At 52.7% G+C, this 16188-nt stretch carries 15 protein-coding genes and 1 pseudogene; 11 read left to right on the forward strand and 5 right to left on the reverse strand.

What is annotated here, in order from left to right:
• Positions 1-427: 427 nt before the first annotated feature.
• Positions 428-1780, reverse strand: a complete 1353-nt coding sequence (locus QZ279_RS09795; protein WP_293450333.1) for an MmgE/PrpD family protein — start codon at positions 1778-1780, stop codon at positions 428-430.
• A gap of 169 nt (positions 1781-1949) precedes the next feature.
• On the opposite strand from QZ279_RS09795, the gene QZ279_RS09800 reads away from it, so the two are divergent.
• On the forward strand, positions 1950-2909 hold the full coding sequence (locus QZ279_RS09800) for a glutathione S-transferase family protein (RefSeq protein ID WP_293450335.1): 960 nt from the start codon (positions 1950-1952) through the stop codon (positions 2907-2909).
• Positions 2910-2968: 59 nt separating this feature from the next.
• Positions 2969-3742 carry a MipA/OmpV family protein gene (locus QZ279_RS09805; RefSeq protein WP_293450337.1) on the forward strand — a complete coding sequence of 258 codons (774 nt, stop codon included), beginning with the start codon at positions 2969-2971 and terminating at the stop codon, positions 3740-3742.
• A gap of 234 nt (positions 3743-3976) precedes the next feature.
• Here the strand turns inward: QZ279_RS09805 and QZ279_RS09810 are convergent, their stop codons facing one another.
• The 3 genes and pseudogenes from QZ279_RS09810 to QZ279_RS09820 form a co-directional block, all read right to left on the reverse strand.
• Complete coding sequence (locus QZ279_RS09810) at positions 3977-5323, reverse strand: aminotransferase class III-fold pyridoxal phosphate-dependent enzyme (protein WP_293450339.1); 1347 nt, start codon at positions 5321-5323, stop codon at positions 3977-3979.
• A complete protein-coding gene (locus tag QZ279_RS09815; protein WP_293450361.1) occupies positions 5320-5949 on the reverse strand; it encodes an IclR family transcriptional regulator C-terminal domain-containing protein in 630 nt (209 codons plus the stop codon). The genes QZ279_RS09810 and QZ279_RS09815 overlap by 4 nt, the downstream gene beginning before the upstream one ends.
• Before the next feature lie 30 nt (positions 5950-5979).
• A pseudogene (locus QZ279_RS09820) lies at positions 5980-6129 on the reverse strand (helix-turn-helix domain-containing protein); the annotation flags it as partial.
• Between the two features lie 115 nt (positions 6130-6244).
• Between QZ279_RS09820 and QZ279_RS09825 the strand changes: the two are divergent.
• The 5 genes from QZ279_RS09825 (at position 6245) to QZ279_RS09845 (ending at position 12072) form a co-directional block, all read left to right on the forward strand.
• Positions 6245-7189, forward strand: a complete 945-nt coding sequence (locus QZ279_RS09825; protein ID WP_293450341.1) for a tripartite tricarboxylate transporter substrate-binding protein — start codon at positions 6245-6247, stop codon at positions 7187-7189.
• A gap of 81 nt (positions 7190-7270) precedes the next feature.
• Positions 7271-7810, forward strand: a complete 540-nt coding sequence (locus QZ279_RS09830; RefSeq protein WP_293450343.1) for a tripartite tricarboxylate transporter TctB family protein — start codon at positions 7271-7273, stop codon at positions 7808-7810.
• Between the two features lie 12 nt (positions 7811-7822).
• Complete coding sequence (locus QZ279_RS09835; protein ID WP_293450345.1) at positions 7823-9340, forward strand: tripartite tricarboxylate transporter permease; 1518 nt, start codon at positions 7823-7825, stop codon at positions 9338-9340.
• Positions 9341-9345: 5 nt separating this feature from the next.
• Positions 9346-10830: an aldehyde dehydrogenase gene (locus QZ279_RS09840; RefSeq protein ID WP_293450347.1), complete on the forward strand. Its 1485-nt coding sequence runs from the start codon at positions 9346-9348 to the stop codon at positions 10828-10830.
• Positions 10831-10839: 9 nt separating this feature from the next.
• Positions 10840-12072 carry a Tm-1-like ATP-binding domain-containing protein gene (locus tag QZ279_RS09845; protein ID WP_293450349.1) on the forward strand — a complete coding sequence of 411 codons (1233 nt, stop codon included), beginning with the start codon at positions 10840-10842 and terminating at the stop codon, positions 12070-12072.
• Here the strand turns inward: QZ279_RS09845 and hpaR are convergent.
• Complete coding sequence (hpaR, locus tag QZ279_RS09850; protein WP_293450351.1) at positions 12069-12506, reverse strand: homoprotocatechuate degradation operon regulator HpaR; 438 nt, start codon at positions 12504-12506, stop codon at positions 12069-12071. The two genes, QZ279_RS09845 and hpaR, sit on opposite strands and share 4 nt — an antisense overlap.
• Before the next feature lie 107 nt (positions 12507-12613).
• Between hpaR and QZ279_RS09855 the strand changes: the two genes are divergently transcribed.
• From QZ279_RS09855 to QZ279_RS09870, 4 genes are all read left to right on the forward strand, one after another.
• Positions 12614-13003 (forward strand): 5-carboxymethyl-2-hydroxymuconate isomerase, encoded by a 390-nt coding sequence (locus tag QZ279_RS09855; protein ID WP_293450353.1) that lies wholly within the window; start codon positions 12614-12616, stop codon positions 13001-13003.
• Positions 13000-14511: a 5-carboxymethyl-2-hydroxymuconate semialdehyde dehydrogenase gene (gene hpaE, locus QZ279_RS09860; RefSeq protein WP_293450355.1), complete on the forward strand. Its 1512-nt coding sequence runs from the start codon at positions 13000-13002 to the stop codon at positions 14509-14511. Before QZ279_RS09855 ends, hpaE begins: the two co-directional genes overlap by 4 nt.
• Positions 14511-15494 (forward strand): 3,4-dihydroxyphenylacetate 2,3-dioxygenase, encoded by a 984-nt coding sequence (hpaD, locus tag QZ279_RS09865; RefSeq protein ID WP_293450357.1) that lies wholly within the window; start codon positions 14511-14513, stop codon positions 15492-15494. The genes hpaE and hpaD overlap by 1 nt, the downstream gene beginning before the upstream one ends.
• An 11-nt stretch (positions 15495-15505) precedes the next feature.
• On the forward strand, positions 15506-16188 hold a 683-nt coding region (locus QZ279_RS09870), incomplete at its 3' end, for a fumarylacetoacetate hydrolase family protein (RefSeq protein WP_293450359.1).

Here is a 16188-nt window from a genome sequence, read left to right on the forward strand (position 1 = left end):
CCTCTCTGCCATCGCTCTCGCTGCAACCGTCATCTTTTGGTTATGAGTCCTGACCTTAATTCTGCGATATGATCAAGGCGGCGGGTGATGCCCGTCAAATCACCAACGCCGTCGCCAGCATCGTCTTGAAATGACCTTGGGTAAACCTGATAAATTACAGCGCTGCGCCACCATCCGTTCATTTGAAAGCTCCTCGTTAAGCCAGATGTTAGCAGCCGATTTTCTGATGAAAAGCGGCTTTCGATGATATCCGAGCGTATTCGGTGAAAATTTTAGATAGACGAGCGTATCCTACCAACGTCAGCGTCCCGCGCTTTCGCAAAAGTAGGAAAATCCAACCCTTTCACTTTCCATCCATACTTCCGATTGGCTTACTCTCCGCAAGTTCGGGTTCCCATTTTTGGGTGCTGTGGGTTGAAGTTGAATGCTAAGCTTTGCTTAGAAGAATATCCAACAAAGTTGAGAACTCCTGCACATCAAGCGTGTCAAAGCCGGCACATAAAACACGCATATGTTCAGCCCTTTCGGCGCCGAGCACGGGCACTGCGAACATGCGATATTTCTCCAGCATCTCCTGGTCGCTCAAGGGCTGATCGATGTCACCACGTGGTGTTTTGGGGCTGGCTTCATAACGTTGGCCATCAGTGGTGATCAAAGTGACTGCCGCCCATCGTTGATCCACGCTTTTACGGGTCAGTTCATCATCATCGATCAACTCAACCGCGGTGCTGACGCGTAAAATATCTGCATCTGTTAGAATGTCGGGCGACATTTCAGCGGCACCAAATGAACCGCGCACGATCATTGTCGCGACGGGAAACGCGATGGAATAGGCCAATTCATCCATGCTGTGGGGCGTGTGGCCCGCAAGGCGGGTCGCGTAGTGGAATGTGCGAATTTCAACCTTAGCGATCTGACTGTGATGCAGCGCGTGCTCAGTCATCAATTCAAGGGCTGCATCCATGGAGGGATGCGCCCAGCGACAACATGGATACTTCTTATAGTGCGTATGTTTTAGCGTCAGCCAGTCCGTTCCCAAGTCACCCCAAAAGGGGGCCGCTTCAGCACTTTCGCAGGTCAGTGCTGGTGCGCCGGTAAAACCTTCAAGCGCAAGATAGGCCGCAGTGACACCAGAGGGCGCGCCCCAACCAACGCCGTCGCGCACCATGGTCGGGAAGTCGATGCAGCGCATCATTTGGCTGCGTGGTCCGTGGTATTCTGCGATGCCGACCGCATGACGTACCTGTTCAGGGGTAGCGTTTAGAATGCGTGCGATTGCAGCGGCAACGCCTACTGCGGTCCAAGCGCCTGATGTATGGTAGTCTGGGCAGGTCGCGTGTTGAACCTGTCCTGCACGATAACTTACTTCATAGGCAATCGCGAGCCAGACAGCGAAATCGGCTCCTGTTATGGCCCGACCAAGAGATCTTTGGGCATCGGCAACGGCCAGGAGTGCAGGAAATACGGCAGACCCGGCATGCCCCTTGTTCGGGGTCGTCCCATCATGCGCGTCAATGCTATCAACTGTAAACCCGCCCGCCATCGCGGCACCCGCGGGACTAACCGTGCGCCCGTCCATAAGCATTCGACTTGCACCACCTGTTGCGGGTCCAAACAACGTCGCAGCGGTTTTACACGCAATCTGTGACATCTCGGTGCGCGCACCAATGGCGGCGACTCCCATTGTGTCTACAAAGTTGACGCGAAGCAGGGCGCGCATGTCTTCGCTCAAGCCTTGGTAGGTCAATTCATTTGTGAAATTTTCGACACTAAGGGGCATGCTGTTGTTCCACTTCAGGGTGTTGATCTACATATTGATAGCAGCCTCTTTTGAAAGCGCAAATGACCCCCGCGTCTGGTTGAGGTGCAAACACAATCACGTGGCAATTATCGCTTTCAGAATGTATGCAGACTCAAACCCTTGCATCTCATTCAGGAAGGCTTTTCGTATGACTGCCCCTCAAACCGATACGTCATCTGAAATAATTCTTCATAACTACCCACAATCCCCTGTCGCTGAAAAAGCGCGTATTGCGTTTGGCATAAAAGGCCTTTCATGGCGCTCTGTCAAAATCCCACGCATAGTCCCCAAGCCCATGCTGACGCCCTTGACTGGTGGATACAGACGTACGCCTGTCATGCAAATCGGCGCTGATATCTATTGCGATTCACAATGTATTTTGCGCGAACTGGAGCGACGCCACCCATCCCCTAGCTTCTTCCCAAGAGCGGATGCGGGTCTTATGTGGAGCCTCAGTCGTTGGACGGATGGCGACATGTTCGATCTTGCGGTGAAGATTGTTCTTGGATCAGTGGGCGAAGGACTGCCCGAGGATTTTGCACAGGATCGTGGCCGTCTTTACCTTGGTCAGGATTGGGCGGCGGGATTGAAAGCGGCCAACGCGGCGCTTCCTCACCTTGCAGCGCAACTTCGCGCGCCAATGGGTTGGATCAATGCACAATTGTCTGATAATCGCGCGTTTCTGCTTGGTGCAGACCCCGCCTCTATTGATGCGCAGCTCTATCATTTGGTTTGGTTTATCCGCGGGCGTTGGGATCGCGGCCCAGCCTTTTTGTCCGAGTTCACCAATCTTGAGCGATGGGAGCAAAACGTCTCTAACATTGGTCACGGAACAATGTCGGGCATGTCACCCGATGACGCACTTTTGCGTGCAAAGGAAAATGAGCCAATAACAAGCGCGCGCGTTGACCCGCTCGATCCCCAAGGGCTTGTTCCGGGGATGGTTGTGACGGTATCGCCCGACATTGATGGTGGTGAACAACCTGTGGAAGGATCAGTTGTCATGGCTGATTGTTATACAATCGCTCTTCACAGACATGATCCTGTTCTTGGTAACATCGGGGTGCATTTTCCAAGGGCAGGGTACAGGGTTGTGATCCAATCCTGAGTTTGTCGCGTACTAATTTGAAGCCTTTCAAAAAGTTAACTGATAAGAAGAGCCGCAACATGCAAAAACTGAAACTCCTCGCGCTTACGCTTGCGGCACTTTTGTCGACGTCAATCGCAGCGCACGCACAGCTGTCACTTGGACTTGGCGTTGCCGTGGTTCCCCAGTTTGAAGGATCCAAAGACTACAATGTGAGAGCTGCTCCCGTCCTTTCATTCAAGAATGATAAAATCTCCGTGCGCACCAATGGCCCTGGATTTGAAGCGGATTTGCTGTCTTCGCGCGCCGTGGATGTGGGCCCGATCGTGCGCTACAGTTTTGGTCGAGATGGATCGAAAATTGACAATGCGCAGGTGAGTGCGTTGCCAAATATCAAGGGTGGCGTTGAACTGGGTGGATATGCGCAAGTCAACATTCCGCTTGGTGGCTTTTCGACCTTCATCGCGCCTCGCGTGTCTGTTGTTCAAGGGGTGCAGGGCGGTGCCGTCGGAACGGTTGTCGAAGCCGGGCTGGGCGTTCTGCGCTTGCAAGGTGATTGGACGTTGGGCGCGCGCGCGACAACGACCTATGCATCGGCAGACTACATGAACAACCGTTTTGGGGTCGGCACCGCGAGCCCGTTTGGACTTGCAAGCTTCAATGCCGGGGCAGGGATCAAAGACGTTGGCATGACCCTATTTGCCAACTACAAAATCAACGAAAGCTTTTCGATTACAGGTGTTGCTGGTTACAAGATGCTGCAGGGCGACGCTGCCAAAAGCCCGATCGTTCGCGTTTCAGGCACACGTGATCAAGGGTTCATTAGTTTGGGCGTTACCTACAGTTTCAACTGATCCGTTGTGGCCGCAGCCACTCGGCGATCTTCAGGTGGTAGAAAATTGCCGTTTGGAGTACCGAGCGTTCAAATTGGCAAGTTCAAGGCGGGGGCGCTGAATGCTGTGATCATCGCTCACGCCAGCTTGCTTCATTTCTCAATCCACGACCAAACGCCACCCCCTTCAACGCATTGAAGACGGTGTTTTTAGACCGCCGCTACCTTCGGGCCCATACGTGGTCTGTGGATCGTGTCATGCGGCTTTGAGACCAGCGTCGAGGGCAGATAGTATGATTTTTGCATCTTGCTCAGTTATAACAAGAGGAGGGGAGAGGATCAGGTTTGGACCTGACACACGCACCATCGCGCCATTCTGATAGGCAACCTCTTGAACCGTCGCAGCGCGATCTGCGTCGATCGGTGCTTTCGTCGCGCGATCACTTACCATTTCGATGGCGGTCATAAGGCCATGGCCACCACGTACATCACCTATTATATCGTATTTTGCCATCAATGCCTGACACCCTTCATATAACTGGGTTCCGCGCGCTGCGGCGTTTTCGATAACGTTCAGCCGCTTGGTTTCAGCAAGGCAGGCTAGTGCTGCGGCGGCCCCAACTGGGTGGCCCGAATAAGTGTATCCATGACCAATTTTGGCGGCTGGATTACCCTCAAATGCCTCGATCATGCGGTCCCCTAGCATCACTGCGCCAAAGGGGAAATAGCCGTTGGTGATCGCTTTGGCCGTGGCCATCATGTCGGGTTTGATGCCCCAAAGACGTGCGCCCGACCATGCACCTGTACGACCGTAAGCCGTGATAACTTCGTCAGTGATCAACAGAATTCCGTTGCTATTGCAGATCTCTTGAACCATGGGCGCAAAGGATTTGTGGGGTGGGATAACACCGCCAGCCCCCAAGATCGGCTCCATAATCATCGCCGCAATTGTGTTCGCGCCTTGGAAGGCGATTTCTTCCTCGAGCGCTGCAATGCAAAGATGTGCGAGCTTTTCAGGGCCAGATTCATTGAAAGGGTTACGATACGTGTAGGGCGCGGGGATGTGGAAACACCCCGGTAGCAGCGGTTCATAGGCATTGCGGAAATTGGCGTTGCCGTTGACTGATGCACCACCGATATGCGTTCCGTGATACCCCTTTTTGAGGCTTAGGAATTTGACGCGCCCGTGTTCGCCGCGCAGTTTGTGATACTGACGTGCAAGGCGCAGCGCGGTTTCGACAGAGTCCGATCCACCAGACGTAAAGAACGCGCGGCTTAAGCCGTCAGGTGCAAAGAATTCACCCAATTCATATGACAGCTCAATCGCAGCGTCGTTGGTGGTTCCGCGAAACGTTGAATAGTAGGGCAGCTTTTCCAGTTGCGCACTCATTGCGTCTTTGACGGGTTGGCAAGAATACCCAAGATTAACGTTCCAAAGGCCGCCCACACCGTCCACGACACAATGGCCGTCGATATCCGTGATGGTAACGCCATTTGACCCAGTTATGATTTTTGGCAGGTTGTCGATACTGTCTTGTGGCGACGTCATTGGGTGCCACATCTGACGGGCGTTATTTTCTTTCAGAAAATTTGAATCTTTCATGATGCGGCTTCCAGTTCGTTTGAAGGAGAAAATGTAGTGGCCCAGGCGGCCTCAATGAAATTAGGGATATGTCCGCCCCAGTTTCGCGTTATTTCACGGCTGGCGAGGATCAGGTTTTGATTCACGCAGCGCGCTAATGTGGGCGTGAAACGTGTGGCAACGCTTGCGACAGAGACCGAGCCTGCGAAAAGTCCAGTTTGGTCAAACACTGGCGCGGCGACCCCTTGGATTTCGGATTCAAAGCTGCCGTTTGCCATGCCAAAACCAGTCGCGCGAGTGAGACGAATGTTGTCTAGTAGATCTTGCTGCGTGGTCACTGTATTCGGCGTAAAACTGGGCATATCGTTCAAGGCGATGTCTTGCAAAATCTCAGGCCCAAACGCCAATGCAGATAGTCCTGACGCGGTCGCGTGAAGGGGGAATGCGTGGTTATCCATGATCGCACGAATACTGTGATTAGGCGATTCGACCGAAGTCAGCGGGTACACAATGTTGCCCGATAAAACTGTTACGTGAGCCGTTTCACCAGTTGCCTTGGCAAGTTCGACAAGAGGACCTTGCACGCCAAGCTTTCGCGGTACAGTCAGTTCCCTCGTCTGGGCCAATTGCAACAATGCGGGGCCCAAGCGATAGCACTTATTCAACGGATTTTTTTCAATAAACCCAAAATCTTCAAGCGCTTGCATGTGCCTGTAGGTTGTTGCTTTGTCTCGCCTTGCTAAACGGCAAAGCTGGGATAGACCTATTTCGGGGCGAGACGGCGAAAAATAGGACAGAAGTTCCAATGTTTTGGTGGTCGAAGACATGTTGGTAAAGCGTTCTGCGTTAGGGATTAAAAAAAGTTTGACAGATGGTCTTTAACAAGACAACCTTTTTCTAGAAATAACGGTTCACTATATGAACCATCTTTGGGAGAAGACAATGTTGAAATTTGCGAAGACGCTCACAGCAATGGCAATTGCCATGACGGCCGTCACAGGAGCCGCACAAGCGGAGTATCCAGAGAAGCCTGTATCCTTTATCGTTCCGTGGCCTCCGGGTGATCTTGAAGATGTGCTAACGCGCATGATCGCGGAAGATTTTCAGACAGAGTACGGCGTCGCCGCCGCAGTTGTGAACAAGCCTGGTGGTGGTGGCGGTCCGTTCCCCGGTGCAATCGAAGTCGCAAATGCGCCAGCAGATGGCTATACTATTGGATCTTTCATCATTGCGATCCCAGTCGTTGGCCCGCAGATCGGTATTCCTGAACTTAACCCCGATCCCTTTGTGCCCCTTGGCAACTTTCTGACCTATCCGTTTGTCATCGCTGCTGGCGGCGATGCTCCCTATGATGATGTCGCCGGTCTTGCCGAGCACGCGAAAAGCAACGACGTTGTTCTTGGGCACTTCGGAGCACCCCTTGTTCCAACTCAGGTGACATTCGGTCTTGCAAAGGAGATGGGTTTTTCATTCGCCTCTGACGCAGCATTTGATGCGCTTGATTGCAACACGTTGGCATCCGGTGATGTGGACGTGATCAACACGACACTTCAGCTGATCCTGCCATGCCTTGATAGTGTCAAAGTTCTGGCATCCATCGGATCAGAGCGCATTTCGCTAACACCTGATACGCCGACTGTTGCAGAGCTTGCGCCGTCTTTGGATGTCGCTCTTTGGAACGGTCTATTCGTTCACAAGGACACACCACAGGACGTGCGCGACAAGATCATCGCTGTTGCACAAAAGACAGTGATGTCCGAACGCGCGCAAAAGCTGGCAATGGAAACGGGCGCGACTGTTTATTGGCAGAGTGCTGACGATGTGGCCGCGCAGATCACGAAAGACATCGCGACCCTTGCAGGCATTGAAACATTGCTTTCCGAATAAGCGAATTAACGACTTTAAGTCGGGCGGCACCGTTCGCCCGACGACCCCTTAACTTCTCCAAATACAGTCTGGACCAAACGCATGTCGCGTGTGAAAAATCTGCAAGTGCTGTTCAAGCGGTATCGCCGCCCGGGGGATATCGTTTTTGCTTGGGTTCTGCTGGCCGTTTCGCTTTTCTTGTTGTCGCAAATTTTTGATCAAACGGCTTATAAGTCTGGCAAAAAGCTGTTTGCACAACCCCGTTTTTGGCCTGCTGTTTCACTTTCCTTGATGACGGGGTTTGCAGCGTTTCATTTGCTTGGATCCCTTTTGTCAGAACGGATTGAAGGGCGCTGGCGCGAAGTCTGGCTTTGGGTTTCGTCTCTTGAATATGCGGGCTGGTTTATCGGCTACGCGATGCTGGTTCCTTTGACAGGTTACCTGCCTACAACAATCGCTTTCGCCGTCCTTTTGGTTTTGCGCGCGGGGTATCGAAGCCGTGCCGCGTTGCTGTCAGCTGTCGCAAGTGCGTTTGTGATCGTGCTTTTGTTCAAGACTTTCTTGCAAGTGAAATTGCCTGCAGGGAAGATATACGACGCTCTGCCGGACGGGCTTCGCCAGATCATGCTAAATTATTTCTGATCGGAACTAACCATGGAAGACCTCATCGCAGGCGCCGCAATGCTGGCCCGCTTGGACGTGATCATCGCGCTTTTGGTTGGCTCTATCGGGGGCGTCATCATTGGTGCAATTCCGGGGGTAGGCCCTGCGGTTGCTATTGCGATCCTGTTGCCAGCAACGTTCTCGCTGGATCCAATTGTCGGACTAACCATGCTTTTGGGAATCTACGGATCGTCTATGTATGGCGGCGCGATTCCAGCGGTCTTAATCAACACGCCCGGTACGGCGGTGAACGCACTTACGTCGTACGATGGCTACCCGATGACCCAACGCGGCGAAGCACACCGCGCGGTCTCACTCGCCTATAGCGCGTCATTCTGGGGCGGGATGTTCGGTATTTTTTGCCTGATCCTGCTCTCACCTGTGCTTGCACTGATCGCACCAATGTTTGGTAGCCGAGAGATCTTTCTGGCAGCGCTATTAGGCATCATCCTCGTCGTGTTGGCACATCGTGGGCAAATCATGGCGGCGGGTATGCTCGCGATGTTCGGGATATTCTTGCAAACTATCGGCTTGGACGCGGTGACATACACGCAGCGTTATACGTTTGAGATGTCGTTCCTCACCTCTGGCATCAACTTGATCGTCGTCGTGCTGGGCCTGTTCGCGTTAAGCCAAGCTTTCTTTCTGCTTACCGCCCCTGACGAAAGCCCAGAGGCCAAGCCAGTTCAAGGCAAGATGACTGCAGGCATCAAAGAGTTGATGAAGCACAAACGCGTCGCCACAGTCGCATCTGGACTTGGTGTTATCCTTGGAATGATCCCCGGAACAGGAGAATTCACCGCACAATTCATGAGCTATACCTACGCGCAAAAGACGTCCAAAAACCCTGAACTTTTCGGCAAGGGATCACCCGAAGGACTTATCGCATCAGAGGCTGCAAACAATGCAGTCCCCGCTGCCGCAATGATCCCGCTTTTGGCGCTGGGCATCCCGGGTGAAGCACTGACCGCGATGATGCTTTCGGTCTTTTACGTTCACAACGTTATTCCAGGTCCACAACTGTTCCAGAACAATCTGGATCTGGTGTACGGCCTCTATATTGCGCTGATATTGCTGAACATTATCGTGATGGTGTTTTTGCTGTTTTCAACCAACATGCTGACAAAGATCATTCGCATCCCCACGCGGTTTCTAGGGGTAATGATCCTGATTTTGTCCTTTGTCGGAGTGTATTCGCTGCGCAATTCCCTGACGGACGTGATGCTGTCTGCTGGGTTTGGCGTGCTCGGTCTGATCCTGAAGCGCCTGAACCTGCCGATTGTCCCGATCATTTTGGGCATGGTTCTGGGCGGCATTATGGAAGTCAAACTGCGCTCGGCGCTGCCGCGTCTTAAAACGCCAATGGATATGATCGATAGACCGATCGCCTTCATCCTATTTGTTATGATCCTTCTGGTGATTGCGCTGCATATCCGCACGCTGATCAAAGAATACCGGACCCATCAGCCCGACGAAGATCATAATCTCCACGACACTCAAATGAGGTAATTCCCATGGATCAAAACAAAATCGACGCGCTAAGGGCGCAAGCGGTTCTTCCACGTGGGCATGTGATCGAAGGTCAACTGGTCCATGCGTCTGATGGCGCGTCCATGGATATTCTGTCACCGATTGATGGACAGGTTTTGACCACGACCGCGAAGGGCACTGCTGCGGATATGCACGCGGCCATCGCGTCTGCGCGCGCTGCGTTTGAGGACAAGCGCTGGGCTGGACAACCTCCCGCTGCGCGCAAAAAAGTCTTGCACAAATGGGCTGACTTGATCGAGCAGCACGCATTGGAACTGGCTGTTCTAGGCGTGCGCGACAATGGCACCGAAATCAATATGGCGATCAAAGCAGAACCAGGTTCAGCCGCTGGAACGATCCGCTATTACGCCGAAGCGCTTGATAAAATCTACGGCGAAATCGCGCCGACGTCACCCGACATCTTGGGTATGATCCACAAGGAACCGGTGGGCGTTGTTGGCGCAATTATACCGTGGAACTTCCCGATGATGATTGGGGCGTGGAAATTAGGCCCTGCCTTGGCGATGGGTAACTCGGTTGTGTTGAAACCCTCCGAAACCGCATCCCTATCCTTGATGCGTATGGTCGAACTTGCGCTAGACGCTGGCCTGCCGCCCGGTGTGCTAAACGCTATTACTGGTGAAGGTGCGGTTGTTGGCGAAGCGATGGGCTTGTCGATGGATGTGGATGTTCTGGTGTTCACAGGGTCGGGGGGGACAGGACGGCGCTTGATGGAGTATGCTGCGCGCTCAAACATGAAACGCGTTTATCTTGAGCTCGGCGGTAAATCCCCGAATGTGATTTTCGCAGATGCGCCCAATCTTGATGAAGCAGCGAAAGTCGCGGCCGGAGGCATTTTTCGCAATTCGGGACAGGTCTGTGTCGCAGGATCGCGATTGTTGATTGAAGCGTCGGTCCACGATGATTTTGTAGCGGCCGTGAGCAAGGCAGCCCAAGCGATGCGCGTTGGTGATCCGCTTAAGCTAGAAACCGACATCGGTGCTGTGAACTCCGAAATCCAATTGCAACAAAACCTTGGGTTTGTTGACACTGCTCGCGCGGAGGGCGGCAATGTTGTTCTTGGAGGGTCACGCATTCTGCAAGACACGGGCGGTTACTTCATGGAACCAACGATTGTGACAGGCGTTACGCCGGACGCAACCTTGACCCAAAAAGAAGTATTCGGCCCTGTTTTAGGTGTAACAGCTTTTGAAACCGATGAAGACGCCGTGCGCATTGCAAACGCCACTGTCTATGGGTTGGCAGGTGCCGTTTGGACGTCGAACCTGTCGCGCGCTCATCGCATGGTGCGAGATATCAAAACTGGTGTCATGCATGTGAACACTTATGGGGGCGCGGATGGCACTGTTCCCCTTGGCGGTCATGGCCAATCTGGAAATGGCAGTGATAAAACTCTGCACGCACTTGAGAAATATACCAATCTCAAGACCGCTTGGATCAAGCTTTAGGAGCGCGCAATGAGCGATAAAACTATTCTGGTCATCGGAACGTACGATACAAAGGATGACGAACTTGGCTTTCTTGCTAGCGTGATCCGCGATCAAGGCGGGCAAGTTGTTACGATGGATGTGTCTGTTCTGGGCGATCCGTCCAAACCTGCGGATTTTTCCAAACATGATGTGGCTGGTGAAGGTGGAAGCACGATTGAAGCGGCCATTGCAACGGGGGACGAAAATCATGCAATGCAGATTATGGCAAAGGGTGCATCCCTGTTGGCTGCGCGTCTTTATACGCAAGGCAAATTCGATGGCATGATCGTGCTGGGCGGCACGATGGGTACTGATTTGGCGCTGGATGTTGCAGCGGCGTTGCCGCTTGGTGTGCCAAAGTACATCGTGTCGACCGTATCGTTTTCACCGTTAATCCCAGCGGAACGTTTGGCTGCAGATACGCAGATGATCCTTTGGGCTGGTGGGCTGTATGGACTAAATTCAGTGTGCAAAGCGTCGCTCAGTCAGGCCGCGGGTGCCGTTCTAGGGGCCGCGCGGGCGGTCCAAAAACCGGATGCAGATAAGCCTTTGATCGGGATGATGTCGCTTGGCACTTCCGCTTTGAAATATGTGATCCCGCTCAAACCAGCACTTGAAGCGCGTGGGTATGAAGTTGCAGTGTTTCACGCCACAGGTATGGGTGGGCGGGCTTTTGAAAGTCTTGCAGCGCAGGGTGCTTTTGCGTGCGTGTTTGATTTTTGCACGCAGGAATTGGGCAATCATGTGAATGGGTCCAACATTTCTGCAGGGGTGGATCGGCTTTCTAATGCGGGCATCTTTGGCACGCCACAGATCGTTGCGCCGGGGTGTTATGATCTGGTTGATATTGTGGGTTGGCAGCCAATTCCTGCCAAATGGGAGGACCACCCCAAGCATGAACACAATCGCCTGCTTACGTCTATTGTTCTAAATGGCGCAGAACGGAAGCTGGTTGCAGAGGCGCATTGTGAACAGCTTGCAAAAGCGAAGGGCCCGGTTGCGGTATTGCTGCCCGAGCATGGTCTTGGTGAATGGGATCGCGAAGGTGCGGATCTGCATAACAAAGAAGGTCTTGCTCAATTTCTGAATGACTTCGAAGCTGCAATGCCGACTAACGTCGATGTCCAACGGATCGCGTGCCACATCAACGACGCGGCCTTTGCAGACAAAGCGCTTGAGGTTTTTGATGCATGGCGCGCGGACGGTATCGTGGAGGGTTAATCCCGCGCGTCTGGATCAAGCAGCGCCAGTAAATCAAGCAGATGTTCGTAGTTTTCATCACCCAAAGTCTTGCGTAGCTCTACGACAATGCGCGCGGATTGGCTGGCATGATCGTCGATAATCTTTTGGCCCACTTCGGTGATCGCGATGAACTGGCGGCGTCGATCTACGTCGTCGCGGGTTTGAGTGATCAATCCCTTGTTACGCATAGTTGTTGCAATGCGGGTCAGGCTGGGAAACAGAAGGCTTGCGCGGTTGGCGAGGGTCGATGTATCAAGGGGACCGTGTTCTGACAAAACGCGCAAGACACGCCATTGCTGTTCTGTAATGCCCGTCTCGGCCAACATGTCACGAATGGGGGCCATTACGCCCTCACGTGCGCGGATCAAGGCAATTGGCAAAGAGCGCGAAGTTGATGGAAGTTTGGCGGTCATGAACGTACTCTTTTTTGTAGTATCAAGGTCTTTGCTGCCAACTCAGGCTTGACAATGCAAGACACACTTACTTAACTTGATAACAATTAACATGTTAAGGAAAAAGCATGCCGCACTTTCACATAGAGTATTCAGCTAATCTCGAAGGGGCTGTCGATATCGGTCATCTTTGCGAAGTGATCCGTGATGAAGCTGCTGCAATCGCGGCTTTCCCAACCGCTGGCATCCGTGTGCGTGCGACGCAGGTCGATCACTATGCGATCGCTGATGGGGATGCAAAACATGGGTTCATCGACTTGTCTGTTCGTATCCGCGAAGGCCGCTCTGAGGATGTGAAACGCGACGCACTTGCGCGTATTTTCGAAGCGCTCAAGACATTCATGGCACCCGCAATGGCAACGCGTTCTATCGCATTATCCGCAGAATTGCGTGACATTGATGCGAGTTTATCGCCAAAATTCGGAAATATCAGGGATCATCTGGAGGACACCGCATGACTGCGCTCGACGACAATATCAAGAAATTGACAGGTTACCTTGAACGGTTTCGCGACACTGGGATCCGAAATCGTATTGCGGGTCAGGATGTTGCTGGCAGTGGAGGCGTTTTCCGGACAACGTCACCTGTGGATAAGAGCGTTATTTGTGACGTCGCGCATGGTACGGCGGATGAGGTCGACAAAGCGGCGCAGGCGGCGTCTGATACGTTTGCAGGATGGCGCGATATGCCGGCATTGGAACGCAAGAAGATCCTGATCAAAGTCGCAGAGGGCATTGAGGCGCGCGCTGAAGAGATCGCGCTTTGCGAATGCTGGGACACAGGTCAAACGATAAAGTTCATGTCCAAGGCAGCTCTGCGCGGGGCTGAGAACTTTCGTTATTTCGCGGACCAAGTTGTTCAGGCACGCGATGGCCAGCATTTGCAGTCCCCCACGTTAATGAATGTCACAACGCGTAAATCGATCGGGCCTGTTGGTGTGATCACGCCGTGGAACACGCCGTTTATGCTCTCCACATGGAAAATCGCACCAGCGCTTGCCGCTGGATGTACGGTCGTTCACAAACCTGCCGAAGCTTCACCATTGACGGCGCGTTTGCTGGTCGAAATTGCAGAAGAAGCAGGTTTGCCGCCTGGTGTTCTGAACACTGTCAACGGCTTTGGCGAAGGCGCAGGCAAAGCCCTTTGCGAACATCCCAAAATCAAGGCAATCGCCTTTGTTGGGGAAAGCAGCACGGGATCGCTGATCACAAAACAGGGTGCGGATACACTGAAACGCAACCATCTCGAACTTGGCGGCAAAAATCCTGTCATCGTGTTTGACGATGCAGACTTAGAACGTGCGCTGGATGCTGTGATCTTTATGATCTTCTCGATCAATGGTGAGCGCTGTACATCGTCGTCGCGGTTGTTGGTACAAGACACCATTCGCGCAGAGTTCGAGGCCAAGTTGGTCGAGCGTGTAAATAATATTAAGGTTGGGCATCCGCTTGATCCTAGCACCGAAATTGGCCCGCTCGTGACTGAAGAACATTTCAACAAAGTCACCTCATATTTCGATATTGCTAAAGAGGATGGCGCGACGATTGCTGCAGGTGGCGTCACCGTTGGTGACGAAGGATATTTTGTGCGCCCAACCGTATTTACCAATGCAAACAACAAGATGCGTATTGCGCAGGAAGAGATTTTTGGCCCGGTTCTCACCTCGATCCCTTTCTCGACAGAGGAAGAGGCGTTGAGCTTGGCCAATGATACGGACTATGGTCTCACAGGCTATCTGTGGACCAATGATCTAACCCGCGCGCTTCGGTTTACTGATGCTTTGGAGGCAGGCATGATCTGGGTGAACTCAGAAAACGTACGCCATTTGCCGACGCCTTTCGGTGGCGTGAAATCCAGTGGCATAGGCCGTGATGGCGGCGATTGGAGCTTTGAGTTCTACATGGAACAAAAGCACATCGGCTTTGCCACAGGTCAGCATAAAATCACCAAATTGGGAGTCCTCTAATGCCAATTCCTGCCCCTAATCTATACCCTGATTTCAATACGATCCGTCTTTCGCATGTTTGTTTGAACGTGAAAGACCTCGGTGCGAGCAAGATGTTTTATACCGACATTCTTGGCATGCAAATCACCGATGAAAGCGACACGCACATCTATCTGCGCGCTATGGAAGAACGTGGGCACCATTGCGTTATCTTGCAAAAATCAGAACAGCCCGGCACCGTTGAAGTCATGGGTTTCAAAACCTTTGATGACGCAGATCTGGATAAGGCTGAGACGTATTTTCAGGGCAAAGGTCGCCCAACGTCATGGGTAGAACGAGCTTATCAGGGGCGCACTTTGTTGACCTCGGATAACATGGGTATCCCACTTGAATTTTATCACAAAATGGATCGCCTCAACCCGATTCATCAGAACTACGCGCTTTATCGTGGGGTGAAGCCGCTGCGCATTGACCATTTCAATTGCTTCACACCAGACGTGGATGCATCGGTCGCATTTTACAGCGATTTCGGGTTTCGCGTGACTGAATACACTGAGGATGAAGAGAGCAAAAAACTCTGGGCTGCTTGGATGCATCGCAAAGGTGGCGTGCACGATATGGCCTTCACCAACGGCACTGGACCTCGCATGCACCACGTTGCATTCTGGGTGCCTACTCCGCTGAATATCATCGATTTACTTGATCTTATGGCGACCAGTGGATATGTGGATAACATCGAACGTGGTCCGGGGCGACATGGCATTTCGAACGCGTTCTTCCTCTACATTTTAGACCCTGATGGGCACCGGATTGAAATATATTGCTCAGACTATCAGACTCTGGACCCTGATCATGAGGCGATCAAATGGGACCTAACCGACCCGCAACGCCAAACTCTTTGGGGGGCCGCCGCACCGCGTAGCTGGTTTGAGCAAGGTACCAAATTTGTCGACGTCGACACCAGCGAGTCCGAGATCACCGCCAGCCCGATTATTGCACCATGAAGGAACATCTCATGCGCTTTGCGACCTATTCTTCAAATGGCGACACTTTTTATGGTGCAGTCACCGATGCGGGCATGATTGCCTTAAACACAGATTTTCCAGATTGGCCGACGCTGTTGGACGCTGTGCAAGCTGATGGTTTAGCAACTTTGGGGCAGGTGGCGGAGGGCAAGGCGGTCACGCACACCGACTTCCAATATGAAATGGTGCTGCCAAACGCGCCACGTATTCTCTGTGTTGGGGTCAACTTTCCTGATCGCAACGCGGAATACAAAGACGGCAGCGAGCAGCCCAAATACATGTCGCTCTTTCCACGTTTCGCGAGCGGCTTCACGGGCCATGATCGCCCGCTGATCCGCCCACCCGAAAATGAAACCTTGGATTATGAGGGCGAAGTCGCAATCGTTATCGGCAAAGCTGGACGACGCATTTCGCAAGCGGACGCCTATGATCACATCGCTGCATTGACGCTTTGTAATGAGGGTACAATTCGCGATTGGGTCCGCCACGCGAAATTCAATGTGACGCAAGGCAAAAACTGGGATTGCTCTGGTGCGATTGGTCCGTGGTTGGTTCCGTTTACAGACGCCAAGCAACTAGATGGTGCGCGCATCATTACACGGGTGAATGGCGAGGTGCGACAAGACGATGTGCTTAGCCGCATGATGCACCCGATCCGTCGTGAGATTGAATA

Source organism: Planktotalea sp., from assembly GCF_018607965.1.
Classification (GTDB): Bacteria; Pseudomonadota; Alphaproteobacteria; order Rhodobacterales; family Rhodobacteraceae; genus Planktotalea.